We start from the raw sequence: 23,067 nt of genomic DNA on the forward strand, positions 1-23,067 counted from the left end.
TAAAATAAGTTATTTCAGCGATGAACAGGAGGCATTCCAAAAAACACCTCAGGCATTCAGGCCCAAGATGCTTTTGGAGAAGCGTTTATGCCCTCTGGGTTCCCATGTGTTCTTCTACCACACTTGCTATTTCTTCTACGTAACGATTGCATAATTCCTTTGTTTCGGCTTCTGCCATTACCCGTACAAGCGACTCTGTACCGGAAGGACGGACAAGAATACGTCCATTGCCGTTCATTTCTTTTTCTGCTTTATCAATAGCTTCTTTCACATGTGGATTGGAAGCTACTTCGTGTTTATTGTGGACTCTCACGTTGATAAGCTTCTGCGGAAAAATTTCCATTTCGGAAGCAAGTTCAGACAGCTTCTTTCCGGTCGATTTCATAATATCAACCAGCTGAAGCGCTGACAGCATGCCATCCCCTGTTGTAATATGATCAAGGAAAATCAGATGTCCGGACTGCTCACCGCCAAGACTGAAACCGCCTTTACGCATTTCCTCCATAACATAACGGTCGCCTACTGCAGTTTTTTTCGTTTCAATGCCGATTTTTTCCAGTGCTTTATACAAGCCCAGATTGCTCATTACTGTAGTAACCAGTGTATTCTCGGTAAGTCTGTTTTCCTGCTTAAGATGCTTGGCACAAATATACATAATCTGATCGCCGTCTACAAGCGTTCCTTTTTCGTCCACTGCGATTAAACGATCTGCGTCTCCGTCAAATGCAAGCCCGATATCTGCTCCTTTTTCTTTAACAAAAGCAGCTAAACCTTCCGGATGCGTAGATCCTACGTTATCATTGATATTCAATCCGTCCGGGTTGTTGCCCATAGTGGAAATATCCGCTTCCAGATCTGCAAACAGGTGCGGCGCGAGCGATGAAGCAGCTCCATGAGCACAATCCAAAGCGACATGCAGTCCTGCAAAATCTTCATTAATCGTTTGTTTTAGGAAGTGGATATACTTTTGTCCGCCTTCAAAATAGTCATTGACGATACCAAGATCTTTTCCTGTTGGGCGCGGAAGAGTATCCTCCCCGTCCAAAAGTACCTCTATCTCGGCTTCCTGAGCATCTGTAAGCTTAAAGCCGTCGGAACCAAAAAATTTAATGCCGTTGTCTTCTACTGGATTGTGGGAAGCTGATATCATAACGCCTGCCTGCGCGCTGAGGGCTTTTGTTAAGTAAGCGACTCCGGGCGTTGAAACTACGCCAAGCCTCATTACTTCTGCTCCGATGGAAAGAAGGCCTGCAACTAGTGCTCCTTCAAGCATTTCACCTGAAATGCGGGTATCTCTTCCAATAAGTACTTTAGGATTTTCCGTTTCTTTTGTAAGTACATATCCGCCGGCGCGGCCGATACGAAAAGCGAGTTCCGGTGACAGCTCTGTGTTGGCTACCCCTCTTACACCATCCGTTCCAAAATATTTACCCATTATCTATCTCTCCTTCATTTTCGTTTTCATTTTCCGTTTGATTTATCTCTGCACTGCCCGTAGGATCTGAATTGTTTTCGCTGCTTTCTACTCCATTGGAGCCGTCATCCGGTTCTTCTGTAGTATCGGGTTCTTCCGGAGATTCTTCCACTGGATTTTCTTCTTCCGGCTGCTCTGGAGAAGGCTCAGACTGCGGTTCATCCGGACTTGCCGGATCGGCTGGATCCGCCTCCGGCGTTTCAGATTCCGTTTCGGCATCGTCCGGATTTTCCGGCTCTTCAGCACCGCCTCCGGATTCTTCATTACTTTCTACAGTCGAAAGCGTCACTTCAGAGGACTCAGGAAAAACTTCTATATTATCCGGACCGGATACCTGCAGTGTCAAGGTTTTGGCTTCGCCGGCTTCTGTACTTCCACCTTCCTGCCAGTCTGCACTCAAAGAAATATCCCCGGCATTAAGGCCGTCAACCGAATCAGCCGTTCCTTCTACTGATACGTTCATGGCTCCGTCTGCCGGAGACTCCCACTGTACTGTTCGTCCTTCCGGAACATTTTCAATGTTTATAGGAATATTGGAGAAGGCGGCTGTCCCGCCTTCTCCCACTTCCACTTCTACGTCTATCGTTTCCGGCTGTACAGCCTCGACTCCTTCAGGAAGGGGGATATCGACTTCTATCGTTCCGCCTTCTTCGCCGATGGCTGATAAATCAACAGGTACTTCAATTGTATTCAGACTATCCAATACGTCCTGAGGCGCTGAAACCAGCGCTTCTTCCTGTGAAGGAGTCAGGGCAGCAACGCTCGCTCCATTCTCCGGTGTTCCTTCTCTTATAAGAGTAATCGGCAGTTCTGCGGACGTTCCGCCTTCGTCTCCCATTGTTACATTTACAGCCTCGGGCTCTATTTGAATATCAAGTTCATTTCCCTGGTTATCGTAGGCGATTACTTCCTTTTCGCCTTCAATAGTATTGGCGGCTCCCGACACGTCAACAAATACGGAGACCTCATTTATACTTTCATGCACACTGGAACCAGCCTGAATGTCCACACTGCCGGGATTAACTGAGAAATCATCTGTTTGATAAGTTTCTTCCGTATCGTCTTCGTTTGTTAATTCTACTTCTACCGGATAAGACATTGTTTCCAGCTCTTCTACCACTACCGTAGCATACTCCGGAGAAACAGATACTTCAAGATCCGCCGGAAAATTCCTATTTTCAATCGGTACCTGATGCTCTCCCGGGCCAAGATCTTCAGCATTCACAAACACTTCATGAGAAGTGTTGGAAAGCTGAAATAAGGTAAGGGAGGTTTGAGAGCCGGAAAGCTGAACGATCAGATCATCCGGCGTGGTTGCCGTCGCGGAATAACTTTCCTCATCATAGTCCACAACTAATTCTACATCTTCCAGTTCTACCGTGCTGTCTTCACGATCCGGCAGTACACTTGCCTGATTGCTTACATTGTTATTCATATTAACCATCATAAACAGCATGATGGCAATGCACAGGGATATAAAACGGACAAACCATTTATTGCTGAACATATTATCCATCATAATTAGGATCTCCCCCACTGCCACAAACTACTGCTGTGACGATCATCGGAAATAAGTTCTTTTTCCAGCATGGCAAGAAGCGTATCCTCGTCTAAATTACGATGGAGCTCCCCGTTTTTGGTTACCGACACGCTTCCGGTTTCCTCCGACACTACTACCGTCAGACAGTCTGTAACCTCGCTGATACCCAGTGCAGCTCTGTGCCTGGTTCCAAGTTCTTTCGAAATAAAAGGATTTTCAGACAGCGGCAGGTAACAGGCAGCCGCTGCAATTTCATTGTTGCGCATAATCAGCGCTCCATCGTGCAAAGGGGCGTTTGGAATAAAAATATTAATGAGCAGCTCCGAGGTAATCGCAGCATTCATCGGAATGCCTGTTTCTACATAATCATTCATTCCCGTCTCTTTTTCAATAGAAATTAATGCGCCGATCCGCCGCTTGGACATATACCGCACAGATTTAGTAATCGCGTCCACTGTTTTCCGTGAACTTTCCTCTGTAGGCATTAAAGCACGTCCAAATAACCTGCCTCTTCCGAGCTGTTCGAGCGCTCTTCTAAGCTCCGGCTGAAAAATAATAATAATAGCCAGAAGCCCGTATGTAACAGCTTGGGACATAATCCACTGCAATGTTCTCAGGCCAAATACACTGCTTAAAAACCATATAATAAGAATAAATAAGATCCCTTTGACGAGCTGAACAGCTCTTGTTCCCCTAATTACGGTAATTAATTTATATAATACGTAGGCAACAAGCACAATGTCCACTACTGCGCCAAGGGTTCGCAACAGGTTAAAATCCTCTCCAAAAAACATGCGCTTTTCCTCCATTTTTGTCTAGCGAAAAAAGAAAACAACAGATCCATTATAGCATAAGTTCTCTATTGTTCTTCTCGAAAAACGACAGTGGTTTTTTCTTTTTCTGAAGTAGGTATAGACGTTCTTCATTCCATATTCGTTTCACTGCCGAAGAAAAAACAGCACATTTGATTTTATTCTTCTGTATTCCATGTAAATGCTTCTGTCGTGAATTTCTTTGTGTAATACCACATCCACTCCAGTGCCTGGTCTACATCTTCAATATCCCCCGCTACATGACCGGCTGAAGCTAAATAAGGTTCTCCGTTTATAACGGTCAGGTCTCCTTGAATTTCTCCGTGCACCTCTACTTCACCGTTGCGGACCATCAAGTCTCCCCGGACGACTTCGCCTTCCGGCACAATGACCTTCCCGTGTTCATGATCCACTTCCACATTTTCACCGCCGGCTACTGCAATCTGGCCGGCGCTTTGATCATTCCAGATGGACATCATGCTGGATGACATTAACAGAACAAAAATAGCTGCGGCTGCCATTATTGGGTGACGCCTGCCCCATTTCCTCCAGCCTGGCTTCTTTTTTCTGGAAGGAAGGTTCTGCATGATCTGGTCGGTCATGCGGGGAGGAGCCTCTAGATGAGAAGTACTCTGGACAAACATTACTGTTTTATTTAATTCACGATAATGAGCAGCACATGCCGGGCATTTCTCAAAATGAGCAAAAAGCTCTTTTCTTTCCGCTGCGCTTAGTTCTCCATCTAAATACTGATCAATTTGCTTTTCTTCTTTTTTCTGGCAGGCCATGACAGTCCCTCCCCTCTTAAATATTTCTAAGTCTTTTACGAAGTGCTTCTCTTCCACGGTGAATGTGTGTTTTCACTGTATTATCCGGAAGATCGAGAATATCGCCAATTTCCTTTATAGATAAATCTTCAATGTATCGAAGAATAATAGCGGAGCGGTACTTGGGCGGCAGCTTTGCAATTTCAGTCTGCACCCAGTCCTGCATTTCAAAAGCTACGACCTGCTCTTCAGGAAGCAGCTCTTCAGAAGACAGCTGGGAATAGCCGCTCAGTCCCTCTGTTCCTTTAATCTCCGCATCAAGAGAGTAATCCGGTTTCTTCTTGCGGAGCCGGTCAATGCACAAATTAGTCGTGATTCGAAACAGCCATGTGGAAAATTTTCTGGATTCATCATAGCTCTCCAAATTGGCATAAGCCCGGAGAAATGCTTCCTGCGCCACGTCCTGAGCCTCATAGGAGTTTCCGGTCATCCGGTATGCGATTTGGTACACTTTGTCTTTATACAGGTCCACAAGCTCTGCAAAAGCATCCTGATCGTCTTCTTTTTTTATCGCCTTAATCAGGCGTTTGACAACCGCATCCATCTCTTATGACCTCCACCCTTTCCGGGTCTCTTAATTACGCAGAATAAACCCTTTCGTTTCATTACGGATATATGTATGGTTATTTACAGTTTATTTTTCGTGCTGAATCGTCGTCAGTTCCCATTAAACACAATTTATTGTACCACGGTTCGCTGGTTTCGGATAATAGAGGCTTGCTGCACGAAAAATCCATACAAAAAAAGCCGCCGGCCTACAGCCGACAGCTTTGTATCTTATAGAATTGGTGGAGCCTAGCGGGATCGAACCGCTGACCTCCTGCGTGCAAGGCAGGCGCTCTCCCAGCTGAGCTAAGGCCCCTTCTATCATAGTATGTATGGAGCGGGTGATGGGAATCGAACCCACATCATCAGCTTGGAAGGCTGAGGTTTTACCACTAAACTACACCCGCATAAACATTCCCTTTTTTCTAGGACATGTTCCACTATACCATTCTTATTTTTTAACGTCAACAAAGCTTTTATTTTCAACGGATTACAGACAGAAAGCCCCGTTTCTCCCGGAGCTCCGCTGTCCAATTAAAGTACTACCTTTTGTTTGCCGCTACTTCTTTTGCTGCTATTTTTTCATCTGATTCCTGCGCAAGCGCCAGATCATCTTCCGAATAATAATAGTCTTCGCTGAAGGAATTCTGCGGTTCTTCCAGCGTAAAGTAACAGATAACAAAGCTTGTGAAAGCCCCTCCTGCCAGAATAAAGAAAAACTGCTGAGGCGTTACAAAAGTATAAAGAGTTAAATAAACAGCAGCACCAACGTTTCCGTATGCACCTGTCATACCGGCCACCTGGCCGGTAATGCGTTTTTTAACCATAGGGACCATAGCAAACGTTGCGCCTTCCGCCCCCTGTACAAACATGGAGGTGAAAATAGTCACCAGTACGGCTAAAAAAAGCGGCCAGCCGGAATTAATCATTCCCATACCAATTAAGCCAAATGAAATACCAAACATATAAATCAGCATTACCGACCGGCGGCTTCCCATTCTGTCAGAAAGAACTCCTCCAAGCGGCCGTGCCAGCAGATTAATAAATGCAAATGACGCGGCAAGCAATCCTGCCTGGGCCGGCGAAAGCGAAAATGTCAGCTGAAAAAACATAGGCAGCATAGCCACAATAGCAAGTTCAGCTCCGAAATTAGCAAAATATGTACTATTTAGTGCCCCCACCGTCTTAAAATTGTAACGGTCATCTTCAGGAACACCTTTTTTCAAAATAGGCAGATTCACCTTTAAAATATTGTATACCTGATAAATAACTACTACGAGAATGATCGACCATATCGTGTACAAGGCTGTTTCAGACACGAAACCTAGTTGTTCAATTCTCCATACGCTGAGCGCCAGCGCCCCGCCAAGCGGAAGCGTCCAGAAAATAAGCTGGGCCATATCCTTATAGCTGCTTACCTCCATTGCACTTGCTTTCTTCGGCTTGATCATCGCCCGGCCGTCCGGCGTATCTTTCACATTAAAGTAGAAAATAAAACCATACACAAAAGTGACCACCCCGGTGAAGGCTACAGCATATCTCCAGCCCTGATCACCGCCGAACAGCGTTAAGGCAAGCCATGGAAGAAGCATAGCTGCTGCAGCGGATCCAAAATTACCCCATCCGCCATAAATACCTTCAGCAAACCCCACATGTTTCGGCGGGAACCATTCCGACACCATCCGGATACCAACAACAAAACTTGCCCCAATGCTTCCGAGCAGCAGCCTTGAAATCATCAGCTGCATCCAGGTGTCTCCAAATGCGAATATAAAAGTAGGAAAAGACATGACTACCAGCAAAGAAGAATACACAATCCTCGGCCCAAACCGGTCCAGCAGGCTTCCTATTACAATACGGGCCGGAATGGTCAGAGCTACGTTAATAATTCCCAGCGCCGCTATATGCTGAGTTGTCAGCCAGCCCATATCATCCATCATCGTTGTAGCAAGCGGAGCCATGTTATACCAGGCAAAAAAGGAAACGAAAAAAGCAAACCAGCAGAAATGCAGAATTTTAATGCGTTCATCCTTAAACGTAAAAATGTCTTTAACTCTCATGCTATGCCGTCACCTCATATGCTCAAAGTAAAATCTTTCATCAAGGTAGCATGAAATTCAGCGAGGGTTTGAGGTTTCGGAAGATAATATAACGAGCTATTTAAAATTATGTATTTTATATGCATATTATTAGAGATATTTTCCTTTTTTTTACTTCTTTTCCGCTTTTTTCGTTATTGATTTTGCTTCTAAAACACAAAAAAACCATGACGCCTTTGTCATGATTGAAAAATGGTGAGCCATGGAGGATTCGAACCTCCGACCCTCTGATTAAAAGTCAGATGCTCTACCAACTGAGCTAATGGCTCGTTCTATTTTTAAATGGTGGAGGGGGACGGACTCGAACCGCCGAACCCAGAGGGAGCAGATTTACAGTCTGCCGCGTTTGGCCAACTTCGCTACCCCTCCATAACAAACTTTCCATATCGATCTGCTTGGTATAAACAAAATAATAATGGTGACCCGTACGGGATTCGAACCCGTGATACCGCCGTGAAAGGGCGGTGTCTTAACCACTTGACCAACGGGCCTTATAAGCAGAGAAACATTAAATTCCTTACTGCCAAATGATATTATACCCCAGGATAATATAGGATGCAATCTTTTTAGTATAAAAAAATAAAAAAAGAACCGGCAGTCTTTCTCCGGTTCCTTTCCTTACCATAACTAGCTTCGGGAAGCAGTTTTAGCTCCATTTTTTCCACCTTTGAGTCCGCCTGCACTCTGGGTGGAAAACAGGTTTGAATCAATAGAGAAAGTCAGTTTTTCGCGTTCTCTTCTACGCTTTAATGCCATTTGAATCAGCTGATGCGTTAACTGTGTATAATCTTTTCCAGCCGGGTCCCAGAGGTAAAAGGAGAGGGATCCGGGAATGGTGTTGATTTCGTTCACATAGATCATGCCGGAAGCCTGGTCGATCATGAAATCAATACGGGACACCCCGCTGCAGCCGAGCGACTGGAATGTATCTTTCGCAAGCTGTTGAATATCCTCTGTCTGCTCTTCATCCAGAGGAGCTGGAATAACACGATCTGTGCTTTCCATTCCTTTTGCACCGTCGCCGCCTTTGCCGCCGCCCTGGTATTTATCCTGGTAGCTTAAAATGTCTTCTGTTTTCAATACTTCTTCCAATACAGAAGCTTCTACTTCTTCATAATCACCTACGACTGAACAGTTGATTTCCTTCATGTCTTCAACCATGTGTTCTACAAGAATCTTGCTGGCAAACTCCATGGCTTCTTCTACCGCCATTCTAAGTTCATCGCGGTCGCCGGCTTTACTGATGCCGACACTTGATCCAAGGTTAGCCGGCTTTACAATAACCGGGTACTCTAATGTTTCTTCCACTAATGCGGTAATTCCTTCCGGATTGTCAGACCAGTGTGTTCCATAGAACCAAATATCATCAAGAACAGGAATCTGCGCATCACGAAGCACCTGTTTCATAATAACTTTATCCATGCCGACAGCAGACGACATAACATCACACCCTACATAGGGAATATCCATCAGTTCAAAGAAACCCTGGAGAACTCCGTCTTCTCCAAACGTACCGTGAACAATCGGAAAAGCTACATCAATTTCCGCGACAATACGCTTTCCGAATTTAGGAACAGGCTTTTTCTGCAGCACAACGCCGCCGTCATCCCCACCCGTAACGGTAACTTTCTGAAGTTTTTCAAACAGCTGGTTAAGGTCTTTATAATTCTCAATGTCGCGAAGCTCTTCTCCTGTATACCACTGGCGGTCTTTTGCGATATAAACAGGTACTGCTTCGTATAATTTTTCATCAAGGGCATGCATCGCCTGTACCGCTGAAATAACCGATACTTCGTGCTCTACAGAAATCCCTCCGAAAAATACACCAACTCTAGTTCTCATAGGTAAGTCCCTCGCATTCTTTACTCATTAAATGTATCCGGCAGATCATTTTCCAATAATACAATGGATTTTTGGACAGCTTTCTCATGCATTTTGTTTAAAGCGTCCTGAAGATCAGCCGCTACATAGTATTTCTCTTCCGGAAATTCTTTTTCCAAAAGGCCGTCCTGCATAGGCTTTGTCTGCTTTTTCCCTACTAAAATAATAAAATCACACACATCAGCCGCATACTCGGCAAATGCTTTATTCAGGTCATACTCTTTATCACCGAGCTCAATCATACCCGGAGTAATAAGCATCTTGTACTCCGGCATCTGCCCAAGCACTTCAAGAGCCATTCTCGAGCCAACCGGATTGGAGTTAAAAGCGTCATCAATAATTGTAATGTTCCCCTGCGGTTTCTTCAGTTCCAGACGGTGCTCGACCGGCTGAAGCTTTTTCACTGCGCGGGCCATTTTCTCCAGTGGAATACCTTTTTCCGAGCCGATAGCTACGGCGGCCAGAATGTTATAGATATTATGGCGCCCTAGCAGCTTTGTCTCCACGTCTACAGAACTGCCATCATATTTCATAATGGTAAAGGTGGACCCTTTGGAAGAAAAGGCAATGTTTTCTGCTCTAAAATGAAGGTCCTCCGCGTCAATTCCATAGTACATCGTGCGTACCTGATTGCGCTGTTTGTAGGACATAATATTTTCATCATCTTTATTTAAAAATGCGGTGCCGTCATTTGGAAGGCTTTCCACAATTTCAAACTTTGTCTTTTTGATGGTATCAAGCGTTTTGAACGTTTCAAGGTGCTGTTCTCCAATAGCTGTGATAATACCATACTTTTGGTGAACCAGATCACATACCGCCTGGATATCGTGTTCTTGTTTGGCACCCATTTCGGCGATGAAAATTTCATGATACGGCTTCAGCATATTGCGAATGGTTAACGTAATACCCATTCTTGTATTGTAGCTCTCCGGCGTCATCAGGACATTAAACTGAGAGGAGAGAACGGCTTCGAGTACGTGTTTTGTACTTGTCTTGCCGTAACTTCCGGTTACTCCTACCGTTTCAAGGTTAGGCATTTCTTTAATAATCCGCTCGGCATCATTAAAGAAATGCTGGTTAATCTGCCGTTCAATCGGCATGTTAATCAAGTTCGCGGTCATGACCATAAAGTACACAAAAATATTAGTCAGAATGGCCAGTGCAATCAGCCAGAAATAAGAGCCGTCGATACCGGCGCTCAGCGACAGACCTATAATAATGACGGCTGCATATAAAAGAGTAACAGTAATAAACAGACGCCGGACCCTTTTTGTCACAACAAGCTTCTTTTTCTCTGTGGTTTCCTGCATCATTAATACATTAAATCCGTACAAGATAATTCCAATCGTCAGGGCGAGCCAGACGTTTCCGGCAAACAACGGCAGCAGGGCCAGAAGCGGCCAAAAGCTTCTAATAGGAAACACACGGTCCTGATGTTCTTTCATCCATTTCCAGATTCTTTCGTTTCTATAACTGTTCAACTGGAGCATATGCGTGCTTCGCTTGACGAGACGCAGCGTGTAATACCCCCAGGCAATAATAAAAAGCAAAATAAGCAGACTAATCAAGGCTTGCTGCCTCCTTTTTTTCTTTTTGGAGGAAATGGTCGATAATGACGATAAATTCGTTTAAATTATCAAGATAGGAATAATGGCCTGCCCGTTTCAATACGACCAATCCTGCATCTGGAATCAATTCTTCCATCCGTTTTCCATCCGCCACCGGCGTAGCTTCATCATTTTCTCCCCATACAAGAAGAACAGGGACTTTAATATCCGGCATGTGATGGGTTAAATCTTCGTTGACTACTTTGACAAAAGTCTGCTGCATCACGCCGGAAACATCCTTATAGTCAGAGGACCCCACTTTTCCTTTGACGCGGTCCATTATTGACTGCTCGTATTTATTAATAAGAGGCAGTTTCAGCAGTTTCTTTAACGTCTTGTACGTATACACTTTATAATAATATTTAAAAGTCCGTTTCGGCAGCACACCTGCACTGTCCACGAGAATAACTTTACGAACAGCATTGGCCGCTGAATATTTAATAGATACTCTTCCGCCGAAAGAATGTCCCATCAGAATCGGGTCTTCAATATCAAGCCTGCGGATCAATTTACCAAGCATCTCCGTATAGTCTCCTACAGACCAGGGCTCCGGGGGTTCGTCACTTTCACCGAATCCGGGAAAATCAATAGACCACACTTTAAAATCCTTTTCCAGGCGCTGGTGGACCGGTGCAAACGTTTGGACATTTGCACCCCATCCGTGAAGAAGCATGACGTTGGCTCCTTCTCCCGACACCTGGTAATGGACGTTCACTCCATCAATATCAATGTACACTGCTAACGCTCCTATTCTTTAAAACCAAGGTTTTTAATTAAAATGACATCATGTTATCTCAGCGCTGTTGAAAAAGCACTCCAACTCTCTGAATTCTTTCTCTAAAAAACAGAAGTCACGGGGCAATAGTATATATGTAGACGGACTATTTACTAATTTTAGCAGCTGTTTGCTATTTAAACAGAATAACACCACTATATCTTACCATAGAAAATCTCCGGCGGAAATTATCTTCTGAAATAAACCATGAAGGCCTGCGCTCTATAGAGCCGCCTGCACAGAAAATAGTTCCTTTTTACCGGATGGTTTTGGAAGAGGAGACACGAAAAGAGAGAACAGTCTTCACTGCTCTCTCTTATTCTCCCAGGCCGTAATACTCCTCAAGCGTTAACTCTTCTTTATAGAGTTCTTCAGAAAGCTCTGTGCCTACATACCGAAGGTGCCACGGTTCATATTGATAGCCGGTAATATCTGTTTTGTCCTCCGGGTAACGTACGATAAATCCGTACGTATGCGCATTTTCTGCCACCCATTGACCTTCCGGGGTTTCTCCGAATTCCGTACTCAGCTGATTCCCGATAGATTCGGAGCTCACGTCCATGGCCAGACCGCTTTGGTGTTCACTTTCGCCGGGCTTTGCGCTGTACGTATTAGCCTGCTCTTCCCCATCGCGTTCGGCGTTCTGGGTGAAGATAACGTCCTGACGATCGTAGGAACGATAGCCGGAAACTGCATACAGCTCGTGTCCGGCTGATTCAGCATCGGTGAAAAACTGTTCAAGCGGTTCTGCTGCCGGTTCCCTGATCAGATTTTTTTGATTATCTCCAGGAGAAGCATATCGGATATCTGCCTGGATAAGATCTTCCGGCTCATAGTCGGAAGGTAAATGATATTCCCGGTTCACAAGCGCATCTACTGCATCAGGGTCCTCGATTTCCCCTTCGTCATTAAGAGAAGGGGGCTCCGGTTCCGGCTGCGTCTCGTCTGCCGGTTCCTCCGCTGGTTCTTCTTCTGCCGGAGCGGCTGATTCTGCTTCAGAAGATTCTTCAGCTTCCTCTGGGCCGCCTGCAGAGCAGGCAGCTGCACCCAACAAAAGAAACAGAGCTGTAATAGCTGCTGGTTTTTTCACTTTATCGCTTCCTTTAGTAAAATGAAAATCTATTCACTTGCTTTGCTGTCTTTTACTTTAAGCGTCTTTCTCCCGCTTTACAAGTTCAATATTTTCGTGATGCATTTTCTTCATAAATGTTGAAAACCCATACCCGTCCACAAAAGCTTCCAGCACATGATATTCCCCATCTTCTTCCATTGTTTTCCGGAGCTGTTCAATGTACCAGAGAGAGTCATCCAGCCTGTCTTTTATCTCTGCAGGGCTTGAAGTTACAGACCCATGGCCCGGGATGAGAAAATTAATTTTCTGCTTTTCGTAAAGACTTTTTACTTTTTGGAGAGACCGTTCATAAGCCTCGCTGTTTTGATAAATAAATGGAAATTCCACATCACTTAAATAGTCTCCGGTAATAAGTACTCCCAGATGGTCAATTAAGATAAACATTCCGTCCACATTGTGCCCCGGCGCCAGGTAGAAAGTCAGCGTATGAGAGCCTGTTTCAATCATCTGCTCGTCGTTATCAATAATGATATCAATGTAGGGATACTCTATTCCATAAGGTCTTACAATGTAGTAATTGTCATCAAACTGCTTTATTTCTTCTACCGTTTCTTCTTTTCTGGAATTTGACACAAAAGCTCTGGAAGCAATAGTTACAGCTTCCGGAAAGGCATGATATCCTAATATGTGATCATAATCCGAATGGGTAAAGACAAGGTACTGCTTTCGTCCTTTGCTTACAAGCGCTACATGATTCTGAATTTCTCTTATTTCTTCGGGCAGCCAGGTAGGGTCTACAATAATAACTGCTTCTTCTGTTACAGCTACCGTTGAAGTTGTCTGGAATAATGCGCTTTGGAATACGGTAATGTTCTGGTCTTGATAATGTACCGGCATGCCGATCATCCTTTCGGGCTTTAGTATAAAATAAGTATTTTCACAATAAGTGCTTATTTGTATAGATATTCCCGTTTTACTATAGAAATATTCCCATTTTTGTTTTATTCATTCAAAAACAGCGGGTGCTTTGCGGGAATAGATACAATAGAAGAAAAGAGGCTCGATCATGAAAACAAGTCGATTTCATATAGTGTATGAAAGCATCATGATTACTTTGGCAGTCATATCCCTTTCTGTTGCGTGGTCTGCCAATGAATGGTTTATACGGATTGACTTCGTGGTCTGGTTAATTTTTTTCATAGATGTAAGTATTCGGTTCATAAAAGCTCCGGACAAATGGCTTTACATTCGAAAAAACCCTTTTGATTTTATCGCAATTATTCCTCTTAGTGCCATTTTCCAAATGGCTCGTATTGCAAGACTGCTCAGCGCCCTGCAGCGTCTTTGGATTCTCCGCCACTATCTTCGCGATTTTATGGGAATTCTGCAGACGAATTACTTAAACCGGGTTTTTATCGCAGTAAGCCTGCTCGTTATTTTGAGTTCCATTCCGATCCGTTATTTAGAACCCAGCATTGAAACATACGGGGATGCCGTATGGTGGAGCATTGTTACAGCCACCACCGTCGGATACGGAGATATATCTCCGGAAACACCGGCCGGACGGATGATTGCCATTGTCCTGATGATCTTTGGAATTGGTTTGATCGGGATGCTGACAAGCTCCATTACGACATATTTCCTCTCCTCTAAAACGAAGCAGACGCACTCGGCTGATGTGCAGCATATTATCAACCAGCTGCGCCGGTATGAAGAGCTCGAAGCCGTTGAAGTGCGGCGGCTTCGGATTCTTCTTCAAGAGCTGGAAAATGATAAACAAGAAAAGGAGAGACCTTCATGAAATATACGCTCTTTGCTTTAACTATTATATTGGTTCTCGTTTTCACCGCCTGCAGCAGCACTGGCACTACAGACGGCCGTATTCCGGCAACGATGGATAGAGTGGTCGACGGGGATACGCTCCGGATTACAATGGACGACGGCACGGAAGAAACGGTGCGGCTGCTTATGGTAGATACACCCGAGACGGTGCATCCCAATGAACCGGTTCAGCCGTTTGGCCCGGAGGCCGGCAGTTTTGTGAAACAAAACCTGGCTGAAGGTTCTTCTATAGAAGTGGAAGTCGACACAACGACACGAGACCGATATGACCGCTTTTTGGCTTATATTTGGCAGGACGGGGAGATGATTAACGAACAGCTGCTGGAAGAAGGCCTGGCCCGGGTGGCCTACGTCTATGAACCAAACACCCGTTATGAAGAGGAATTCCGTGAAATAGAACGAGAAGCACAAGAGGCCGGCCGGGGCATCTGGAGTATAGATGGGTATGTTTCCGAAGACGGCTTTCGTCCCGACGCCGCTTCGCATAAAGCTCCTTCTTTTCAAATAGACTGCGAAGACCCGGCAGTTAAAGGAAACCACAGTTCAAGCGGTGAACGAATTTATCATGTGCCCGGCGGCCAGCACTATGAACAAACAAAGGAAGAAGAGTTATTCTGCACACCGGAACAGGCAGAACAGTCAGGATACCGGGCTTCACAACGTTAAAAAAAGAGACGAAGCCTTTGCGGCTCCGTCTCTTTATGTTTTTTTATTCCACTTTTTCGCTTTTTCCACCGATTCCTGAACCTCTTTCAAGGCTTTTCCCATACCGGCTTCCACTACTGATACATAGGCGCCTTCTACAATAGGCGCATCGGCAATAACGACTTCGCCTTCCAGTTCATCCAGCATATCCAGAGCCATTTCCGTGTTCATTAGAGCACTGCCTAAATCAAAAAGAACCACAGTTCCTGCAGGGTTGTCAGCTTTTTTTAACGCTTCACTGATTAAATCAGGCGACGTCCCTATCCCGCCGTCTTCTGTACCGCCGGCTGCAATAACTATGACATCCTCCTGCTTTGTCTGATTGATTAGTTCAATTACTCCATCAGCCAGCTGACGGCTGTGGGACACTACTACTGTACTTACTTTAGCCATTTGCTTCTCCTCCTGCTTCTATCGCTTCCACCAGAGCTTCAAACAACAGATAGGAGGAATAAGCTCCGGGGTCGAGATGCCCTATAGAACGCTCCCCCAGGTAGGCAGCACGCCCTTTTTTTGCTTCGATGCCTTCTGTTTTTTCCATTGCTTCCTTTGCCGTTTGGGCCAGCTGTTCCGCCTCAATATTTCCTTTTTCAGCTTCCTGAAGTACAGGTATCCATACATCCAGCATTGTTTTCTGCCCCTGCTCGGATTTGCCGCGCTGAGCGATGCCGTCTATTGCTGCTTTTAGACCTTCAGCAAACTCTTCATCAGACACTTCAGCCTTTCCTTTCCAGACTCCTGAAGCTTTAAGAAAAGCTGTTCCATATAAAGGTCCTGCAGCTCCGCCTACTTTGGAAATAATGGTCATCGAGGCGTCTTTTACTACGCCTCCTACATCGTCGTACGTTTTTGAAGCAATCTTTTTTTCCACTTCGGCAAAGCCGCGCGCCATATTATGGCCGTGGTCTCCATCGCCTATGGCCTGATCGAGCTCTGATAGGTAGCCTTTGTTTTCCTGCATGTCGCGTCCTGCTGCAAGAAGCCATTGTTTTGCTGTTTCTGTAGTAAGATTCATGCCATTTCCCCCGCTTTTTTAATGTAAGAAATATTCGAGCTCATCATCAAGCTTTAAGATGCTTACCGAGCATCCCGCCATTTCAATAGAGGTCATATATTCTCCAACAAATGTTTTTTTAATTTCTGCTTGCTTTTCATTTAAAAGCTCGCTGACCTTCCGATTCATGATGTAGAGTTCCATTAACGGAGTCGATCCCTGCCCGTTTATCATAAGGGCAATCCGGCTGTTTTTTATATCCATATGCTTCAGCAGGTTCTGCACCAGCTCTTCTGCAATCTCATCGGCCGGCTTAAGCGTTTTGCGTTCTATTCCCTGCTCTCCGTGAATGCCTGTTCCGATTTCCATTTCATCCTCTTTGAGTTCAAATCCCGGCTTACCGGAAGCCGGAACAATGCTCGGGCTCAGCGAAACCCCCATGGAGAAAACATTATCTGCCGTTTTTTGGGCAAGTTCTGCTATATCCTTCAGGGATTTACCAGATTCAGCAGCAGCCCCCGCAATTTTATGCACAAAAATAGTACCTGCTACGCCACGGCGGTCTTCTGGATTGGCTATCGCTACATCATCACGGATGATAACCTGTTCTACTTTAATTCCTTCGTCTTTTGCCATGTCGGCTGCCATATCAAAATTCATGACATCACCGCTGTAGTTCTTAACAATAAGCAGCACACCCACTCCGCCGTCTACTGCTTTTATTGCTTCGTACACCTGGTCCGGGGTCGGCGAAGTAAATACTTCCCCGCATACTGCCGCGTCAAGCAGCTTATGGCCGACGTAGCCGGCATGGGCGGGCTCGTGGCCGCTTCCGCCGCCGCTCACTAAACCTACTTTTCCTTTTATCGGAGCATTGCTTCGAACGATTACGTTTGTTTCTGCCAGTCGTTTAATTTCATTTGGGTGGGCAGCCACCATGCCCTCAAGCATCTCATCAAGGATATCATCTGTCTGGTTGATTAATTTTTTCATTTCTGCACCCCTTTTTTCGTTTTGGCAGTCGTTAGTCTACCTATACCCTTTATATTCTGTTTTCATGTACATTCCCCTGCCTGCCCTATCGTTTTTCTTTATATAGAAAAACACCAGCCTGCAGCCGATGTTTAAGTAGAGGTTGTAGAGGTTTTCGAATGTTTTAAAACAATGATCATCCAGATAATATTGAGAATCACTACAACCAGCAGACTGATCATAAATAAGGAAATTAAGCTGATAAATATAATGGAAATATTTTCACTCTGAAAATTCCCGCCGACGATCCAAAAGGGCACCATTGCTCCAAGAAAAAACAGCCAGGGAAGCACATGCGATACAAAAGCTCTTTTTGCATGTTTAGAAACAAATTCATTGCCAACTATCCATACAATGAGAGGCAGAAGCACAGGAGCAAAAAAAATACTTATGTACGAAACAGCAGAAATGATTCGATCAGACGACATAGGACACCTCGTTTTTCATTATACGCCCTATTATCCTTTTTTATGGAAAATAAATCAAATCAAAAAGAGGCCTGCATCTGCAGACCCCTTGTTTATGTTTTTCTTTTGACAAAAAATAATACAGCACCGATCAAAATCCAGACGCCCAGAATGACCCATTCATACGGCCAGATTAAAGCGGCAGGCATGCCGGGGAAATATAATAGTATAAATCCGATGCTCAAAATGATGGCAAGCCATCCTACGACCTGTGCATTTCTAATCCGGAACGGACGTTCAAGCTCCGGCTCCGTTTTACGGAGCTTTAAGAAAGCCATAGAAACAAGCAGATAGCCGCCTACAATTCCCACACCCCCGGCATCTACAATCCAGACCAGAGCCGGACGTCCAAACAAAGGAGCAATAAAAGCCAGTGCGCCAAGAAAAAGAATAGCATGAGTCGGTGTCCCGTATTTTGGGTGAATGTAGCCAAACCACGCCGGCACCATTTTACGTTCCGCCATTTTACCAAGAATACGGCTGCCGCCGATAATAAAGGCATTCCAGCTTGTAATAATACCAGCTACCCCGCCCAGAACAAGAACGGTGCCGAAAGCCTGGCTGCCAAGCAGATTTACCATGGCATCTGCGGTGGCAAGCTCCGTGGTGGCAAGCTGATTGGGAGACAGACCAAGCGTGACGCCAAAAACGATTAATAAGTAAAACACAACGGCACTCACAATAGAAGCAATGAGAATACGTCCAATGCTTTTTCCGGGTGCATTTATTTCAGAAGCCACCTGCGGAATAACATCAAAACCGACAAAAAGAAACGGCACCATTACAAGAACCGCAAACATCCCGACGGCCCCGTCCTGAAAATAAGGCTGAACGTTGCCGTAGTCTCCATTAAAAAGAGCTCCGCCGAGTAATAGAATTCCAGTTCCCGCAATAATTAATGTAAAAATGGATTGGAAGAAAGAAGCCGGCTTTAAACCAAAGTAGTTCAACGCCGTCAGCGCAAGAGCTCCACCGGAACCAATTAATACCCACGTTATGTAAACATCCCACCCGCTCAACGTCCACAGATAGCCTGCATGTTCACTGGGCAGAATATAATCAATAACGGTTGGAAGCGCTACTGCTTCAAATGTAATAACAGAAACATAGCCGAGCAGTATGCCCCAGGCAGCAATAAAAGCCAGCGTCCGGCCAAAAGCCCGTTCGACGAATACAAGGCCTCCTCCTGATTCAGGTAACGCTGCAGACAATTCTGCATAGGTTAAGCCAATCATAATAACGAGCAGCCCGCCTATGAGAAATGCTATCGTACTTCCCAAGGAACCCGCTTCATTAATCCATGTGCCGGATAAAACAACCCAGCCCCAGCCAAGCATGGCTCCTAATGCTAAAAACATGACATCTTTTTGTGAAAGTACTTTTTTCTGCAAGATAATTTCCTCCTATTTAATTGACTCAGCCAACTGATCGTACAGCAGCTCCAGTCCCTTTTCAAGCTGATCATCCGTAATAACGATTGGCGCAAGAAAACGGATCACGTTTCCATAGACACCTGCCGATAAAAGCAGAAGACCGGAAGCATTTGCTCCCTTTACAATAGAAGAAGTTCGTTCCGGATCAGGTGTTATACCATCCTCTTTTACGATTTCAAAAGCAGCCATTGCTCCAAGGCGCCGGAATCCCCGGACAAAATGAAATTCTTCCGCCCACTTTTCCACTGTTTTTTCCACATCCGCCCCGATTTTTTCGGCACGTTCGTTAAGTTTTTCTTCCTTAATAATGTCTATAACCGCAAGTGCTGCTTTGCAGGCTACCGGGTTCCCGCAGTAAGTGCCTCCAAGCTCTCCAGGCGCCGCTGCGTCCATTACTTCGCTGCGTCCGACTACTGCGCTTAACGGGAAGCCCGCAGCAAGCGACTTGGATACGGTAATCAAATCCGGTACGACGTCAAAGTGCTCAATACCAAACCATTCTCCCGTCCGGGCAAAACCGGCCTGAATTTCATCAGAAATAAACAAGATGCCATGTTCCTTGCACCGATCTGCAACATGCTGGACAAATGCTTTCGGAGGAATAATAAACCCGCCTTCTCCCTGAACCGGCTCCATTACCACGCAGGCAATACTTTCCGGCGCAGCCTGGGTCTTGAAGAATAAATCAAATTCATCTTTGCTCCACTGAATATAAGCTTCCTCTGTCACGCCCTCCGGCTTTCTAAACATGTAAGGATAAGGTGCATGATAGACTTCAGAGGCAAACGGACCAAAACCAAGCTTGTACGGCTTTACTTTGCTGGTCATTGCCATCGTCATATTTGTACGGCCGTGGAAACCTCTTGTAAATGTAACAACAGCCTGTCGTCCAGTTGCTTTGCGGGCAATTTTAACCGCGTTTTCTACCGCTTCCGCTCCGCTGTTTAATAAAATCGCTTTTTTATCGAAATCCCCCGGAGTAATGTGGCAAAGCGCTTCAGCCACTTCAATATAGCTGCCATACATCATCACGTTAAATCCAGGATGCGTTACCTTTTCCACCTGGGCTACGGCAGCTTCGACTACTTTCGGATGCGAATGGCCGACGTTCATTGTACCTATAGCTCCGGCGAAATCGATATAGTCGGTTCCATTTGCATCTGTGAGAATGGCACCTCTTCCGGATACAGCCATTGCTCTGTTCCCATTTCCAACGCCTTTTGGAACATATCGATCTCTTTTTTCCTGCCATGTTTCTGATTGTACGTTTGTCATTCTTTTCACTCCCTGTATTAAGTATTTTCACAATTGTATGATTTATTTGGTATGCTTAATAGAACCAGTTTTAAAATAATAATGGTACCAGTTAAAGGGGAATTTCTTATGTTATCCATTCAGCTCACACGCTCTGTAAACAGCGGACCTTTATATAAACAGATTTACCAGGCCCTTAAACAGCAGATTTTGGAAGGTATACTGGCCGAACACGATCAGCTGCCTTCCAAAAGAGAGCTCGCTGACTATCTGCACGTCAGCATGAACAGTGTCATATCAGCCTATCAGCAGCTGATTGCCGAAGGATATGTTTATACGAAAGAGAGACGCGGGTATTTTGTAGAGGCGCTGGATGCGTTTATTGCCGTTCCGGAAGAGGAGATTTTCCCGGAAGAATTAATCGAAAAAAGAAGTCCCGCTTATCTATTTTCCTTTTCGCATATGAATGCAGATGCTTCATTATTTCCATTCCGTGCCTGGCAGCACTGTGAACAGCAGGCACTCCGCCACTACGCAGCCAGTCTGGATAACCTGGAACATCCACAGGGCCAGTGGCTGCTGCGCGAAGAAATTGCAAGAACTATCGGACGCACCAGGGGCGTACGCTGCCGACCTGAGCAGATTGTACTCGGTGCAAGCACGCAGTGGCTGTTCGATCTTCTTGCGATGATCTGTGATAAACATGCTTTATTTGCCGTAGAACATCCCGGCTATCAGCGGATTTACCAGCAGCTCCACGCATCCGGCCGACCGGTGCTGCCTATTACCGTTGACTATAAAGGAATGAGTCCGCAGGAGCTGGAAGAATCCGGCGCTTCCATCGCTGTCGTTACTCCGTCCCACCAAATGCCCACGGGCCTCATTATGCCGGTTTCCAGGCGCATTCAGCTTTTAAACTGGAGCTACAAAGAGGAAGGCCGTTATATCGTGGAGGATGATTATGATGCGGAATTCAAATACGAAGGCGATCCGATACCAGCCCTTCACAGTCTGGATGATTTGAAACGGGTCATTTATGTCGGTACCTTTTCCAAATCGCTGCTCCCCGGCCTTCGGCTCAGCTATATGGTACTTCCTCCTGCTCTGCTCGCCGTATATAAACATCACGCTTCTCATTTAATGCAGACGTCTTCCTCGCTGATTCAGCTGGCTCTTTACGTTTTTATTAAAAGCGGCGAGTACCAGAAACACATTAAGCGTATGAGCAAACACTATAAAACGATACGGGCCGAACTAATTGAAGCGCTCCATGACAAATTCGGCTCGTCTATATCGATTACCGGAGAAAAAGCCGGCCTGCATTTTTTAATGGAGATCAATACACCCCGTCCGACCGGTGCTATTTTAGAAAAAGCGAAAGAGCACCGCCTTGAGCTGTACGGTATGGACCGGTTTTGGCTGAAAGAAACGACGCCTGCAGAAGGCCGGCCCGTTATTATTATCGGATTTGCCCGGCTCCGTTCGCAGGACATAGCCTCCGCTGTGTCTCTTCTGCATCATTGCTGCTTTGACAAGGCCTGAAAGTATTTCGAGTTCAGAAATTTGTTTCTGTCTGCCGAATCCCATACAATAGAAAAATGAACAGATGACAGAGATGTTTCTGAAACAATTCCTTAAAAAGAAAGGACGATTAGCATGGATCATACTCCATTGAAAGACATACCATTTTCTATATTAAATTTATCTCCAGTAAACCAGAATCAAACGATAGCAGAGTCAATGCACAACAGCCTTGACCTCGCTCAGCACGCCGAAAAGTGGGGATATAACCGGATGTGGCTGGCAGAACACCATAACATCGACGGCATTGCGAGCTCAGCAACTTCCGTTCTTATGGGCTATATTGCCGGAGGCACAAGCACTCTCCGCGTCGGATCCGGAGGCATTATGCTTCCAAACCACGCGCCGCTTGCTATTGCCGAGCAGTTTGGTACATTGGAAACTCTTTACCCGGACCGCATTGACCTCGGCCTTGGCCGCGCCCCGGGCTCAGACCAGCTGACAGCGATGGCGCTCCGCCGTAACGTGAACAGCAGCGATAACTTTCCGGCGCTTCTTGAAGAACTGCGCAGCTATTTTGAGCCGTATGATGAATTTTCCCGCCGCGTCCGAGCCATTCCCGGAGAGGGGCTTGATATCCCCGTCTGGCTGCTTGGATCAAGCACATTCAGCGCACAACTTGCCGGTCAGCTGGGTCTCCCATTTGCTTTTGCCGGACATTTCGCACCGGCCAGCATGATGGATGCCCTATCTGTTTACCATCGGGTTTTCACACCATCCAAAGTACTGGATAAGCCTTACGCAATGGTCGGCGTCAATGTTATTGCTGCAGATACAAATGAAAAAGCGGAGCACGTAGCTTCTTCTCTTTATTTAAAATTTCTCAGCCTGATCCGTAACACCCCCGGACGCACTCAGCCGCCTGTAGATGATATAAATGAGGTATGGAGCGAACGGGAAAAAATGGCTGTTAACGATATGCTGAAAAATACATTCGTTGGCGACAAAGAAACCGTGGCTGCTAAAATGGACGAGTTTGTGAAACGAACCGGCGTCCAGGAGCTGATGATTAACAGCGAAGCCTATCATCATGAAGACAGGCTCCGTTCATTTGAACTCATTGCCGAAGCCAAAAACCATCCAATTTCAGCATCCCAGTCCAACTAAAAAAAACCGGAGAGCTCAT

At 45.5% G+C, this 23,067-nt stretch carries 21 protein-coding genes and 5 tRNA genes; 4 read left to right on the forward strand and 22 right to left on the reverse strand.

The annotated features are described in order from the left end of the window. Positions 1-85: 85 nt before the first annotated feature. The 16 genes from glmM to ATL39_RS09325 all read right to left on the reverse strand — a co-directional run bounded on the left by glmM (position 86) and on the right by ATL39_RS09325 (position 13,530). The gene (glmM, locus tag ATL39_RS09250) at positions 86-1,435 is read right to left on the reverse strand and encodes a phosphoglucosamine mutase (RefSeq protein ID WP_120193061.1); all 1,350 of its coding nucleotides are present in this window, start codon (positions 1,433-1,435) and stop codon (positions 86-88) included. Next, positions 1,428-2,993 (reverse strand): CdaR family protein, encoded by a 1,566-nt coding sequence (locus ATL39_RS09255; RefSeq protein ID WP_120193062.1) that lies wholly within the window; start codon positions 2,991-2,993, stop codon positions 1,428-1,430. The genes glmM and ATL39_RS09255 overlap by 8 nt, the downstream gene beginning before the upstream one ends. Before the next feature lie 2 nt (positions 2,994-2,995). Further along, positions 2,996-3,808: a diadenylate cyclase CdaA gene (cdaA, locus tag ATL39_RS09260; RefSeq protein ID WP_120193063.1), complete on the reverse strand. Its 813-nt coding sequence runs from the start codon at positions 3,806-3,808 to the stop codon at positions 2,996-2,998. A 176-nt stretch (positions 3,809-3,984) separates the two neighbouring features. Beyond that, positions 3,985-4,614, reverse strand: a complete 630-nt coding sequence (locus tag ATL39_RS09265; protein WP_120193064.1) for an anti-sigma factor family protein — start codon at positions 4,612-4,614, stop codon at positions 3,985-3,987. A gap of 16 nt (positions 4,615-4,630) precedes the next feature. Then, positions 4,631-5,197, reverse strand: coding sequence for an RNA polymerase sigma factor SigW (sigW, locus tag ATL39_RS09270; RefSeq protein ID WP_120193065.1), 567 nt, complete (start codon positions 5,195-5,197; stop codon positions 4,631-4,633). Between the two features lie 242 nt (positions 5,198-5,439). Then, a tRNA-Ala gene (locus ATL39_RS09275) sits at positions 5,440-5,515 on the reverse strand. A 17-nt stretch (positions 5,516-5,532) separates the two neighbouring features. Then, positions 5,533-5,606 (reverse strand) — tRNA-Gly (locus ATL39_RS09280). A 135-nt stretch (positions 5,607-5,741) separates the two neighbouring features. After that, the gene (locus ATL39_RS09285) at positions 5,742-7,259 is read right to left on the reverse strand and encodes a NarK family nitrate/nitrite MFS transporter (protein WP_120193066.1); all 1,518 of its coding nucleotides are present in this window, start codon (positions 7,257-7,259) and stop codon (positions 5,742-5,744) included. A 232-nt stretch (positions 7,260-7,491) separates the two neighbouring features. Beyond that, positions 7,492-7,567: transfer RNA gene (locus ATL39_RS09290), tRNA-Lys, on the reverse strand. Positions 7,568-7,581: 14 nt separating this feature from the next. Further along, positions 7,582-7,667, reverse strand: a tRNA-Tyr gene (locus tag ATL39_RS09295). A gap of 47 nt (positions 7,668-7,714) precedes the next feature. Beyond that, positions 7,715-7,789: transfer RNA gene (locus tag ATL39_RS09300), tRNA-Glu, on the reverse strand. A 136-nt stretch (positions 7,790-7,925) separates the two neighbouring features. Further along, on the reverse strand, positions 7,926-9,140 hold the full coding sequence (locus ATL39_RS09305; RefSeq protein ID WP_120193067.1) for a D-alanine--D-alanine ligase family protein: 1,215 nt from the start codon (positions 9,138-9,140) through the stop codon (positions 7,926-7,928). Positions 9,141-9,160: 20 nt separating this feature from the next. Continuing rightward, positions 9,161-10,747: a UDP-N-acetylmuramoyl-tripeptide--D-alanyl-D-alanine ligase gene (locus tag ATL39_RS09310; RefSeq protein WP_245960963.1), complete on the reverse strand. Its 1,587-nt coding sequence runs from the start codon at positions 10,745-10,747 to the stop codon at positions 9,161-9,163. Next, positions 10,740-11,522, reverse strand: a complete 783-nt coding sequence (locus tag ATL39_RS09315; protein ID WP_120193068.1) for an alpha/beta fold hydrolase — start codon at positions 11,520-11,522, stop codon at positions 10,740-10,742. Before ATL39_RS09315 ends, ATL39_RS09310 begins: the two co-directional genes overlap by 8 nt. Before the next feature lie 355 nt (positions 11,523-11,877). Further along, the gene (locus ATL39_RS09320; RefSeq protein WP_170146887.1) at positions 11,878-12,651 is read right to left on the reverse strand and encodes a M15 family metallopeptidase; all 774 of its coding nucleotides are present in this window, start codon (positions 12,649-12,651) and stop codon (positions 11,878-11,880) included. A 57-nt stretch (positions 12,652-12,708) separates the two neighbouring features. After that, on the reverse strand, positions 12,709-13,530 hold the full coding sequence (locus tag ATL39_RS09325) for an MBL fold metallo-hydrolase (RefSeq protein WP_170146888.1): 822 nt from the start codon (positions 13,528-13,530) through the stop codon (positions 12,709-12,711). Positions 13,531-13,699: 169 nt separating this feature from the next. Between ATL39_RS09325 and ATL39_RS09330 the strand changes: the two genes are divergently transcribed. Next, positions 13,700-14,434 (forward strand): potassium channel family protein, encoded by a 735-nt coding sequence (locus tag ATL39_RS09330; RefSeq protein ID WP_120193071.1) that lies wholly within the window; start codon positions 13,700-13,702, stop codon positions 14,432-14,434. Further along, complete coding sequence (locus ATL39_RS09335; RefSeq protein WP_120193072.1) at positions 14,431-15,141, forward strand: thermonuclease family protein; 711 nt, start codon at positions 14,431-14,433, stop codon at positions 15,139-15,141. Before ATL39_RS09330 ends, ATL39_RS09335 begins: the two co-directional genes overlap by 4 nt. Before the next feature lie 33 nt (positions 15,142-15,174). Here ATL39_RS09335 and dhaM read toward each other — a convergent pair whose 3' ends face one another. The 6 genes from dhaM to gabT all read right to left on the reverse strand — a co-directional run bounded on the left by dhaM (position 15,175) and on the right by gabT (position 20,381). Further along, positions 15,175-15,573 (reverse strand): dihydroxyacetone kinase phosphoryl donor subunit DhaM, encoded by a 399-nt coding sequence (gene dhaM, locus ATL39_RS09340; protein WP_120193073.1) that lies wholly within the window; start codon positions 15,571-15,573, stop codon positions 15,175-15,177. After that, entirely contained in the window at positions 15,566-16,195 is a 630-nt protein-coding gene (dhaL, locus tag ATL39_RS09345) for a dihydroxyacetone kinase subunit DhaL (RefSeq protein WP_120193074.1), read from the reverse strand. Before dhaL ends, dhaM begins: the two co-directional genes overlap by 8 nt. A gap of 18 nt (positions 16,196-16,213) precedes the next feature. After that, a complete protein-coding gene (dhaK, locus tag ATL39_RS09350) occupies positions 16,214-17,167 on the reverse strand; it encodes a dihydroxyacetone kinase subunit DhaK (RefSeq protein WP_120193075.1) in 954 nt (317 codons plus the stop codon). Positions 17,168-17,298: 131 nt separating this feature from the next. After that, complete coding sequence (locus tag ATL39_RS09355) at positions 17,299-17,634, reverse strand: hypothetical protein (protein WP_120193076.1); 336 nt, start codon at positions 17,632-17,634, stop codon at positions 17,299-17,301. A 92-nt stretch (positions 17,635-17,726) separates the two neighbouring features. Next, on the reverse strand, positions 17,727-19,064 hold the full coding sequence (locus ATL39_RS09360; protein WP_256497888.1) for an APC family permease: 1,338 nt from the start codon (positions 19,062-19,064) through the stop codon (positions 17,727-17,729). A gap of 12 nt (positions 19,065-19,076) precedes the next feature. After that, positions 19,077-20,381, reverse strand: a complete 1,305-nt coding sequence (gene gabT, locus ATL39_RS09365) for a 4-aminobutyrate--2-oxoglutarate transaminase (RefSeq protein ID WP_120193077.1) — start codon at positions 20,379-20,381, stop codon at positions 19,077-19,079. Positions 20,382-20,489: 108 nt separating this feature from the next. Between gabT and gabR the strand changes: the two genes are divergently transcribed. Together gabR and ATL39_RS09375 are read left to right on the forward strand one after the other, a co-directional pair. Then, positions 20,490-21,902 (forward strand): MocR-like transcriptional regulator GabR, encoded by a 1,413-nt coding sequence (gabR, locus tag ATL39_RS09370; RefSeq protein WP_120193078.1) that lies wholly within the window; start codon positions 20,490-20,492, stop codon positions 21,900-21,902. Between the two features lie 114 nt (positions 21,903-22,016). Further along, positions 22,017-23,048 carry an LLM class flavin-dependent oxidoreductase gene (locus ATL39_RS09375; protein ID WP_120193079.1) on the forward strand — a complete coding sequence of 344 codons (1,032 nt, stop codon included), beginning with the start codon at positions 22,017-22,019 and terminating at the stop codon, positions 23,046-23,048. Positions 23,049-23,067 lie beyond the last annotated feature (19 nt).

Origin of the sequence: Sinobaca qinghaiensis, from assembly GCF_003610495.1 — a bacterium.
GTDB classification, from domain to species: Bacteria; Bacillota; Bacilli; order Bacillales; family Marinococcaceae; genus Sinobaca; species Sinobaca qinghaiensis.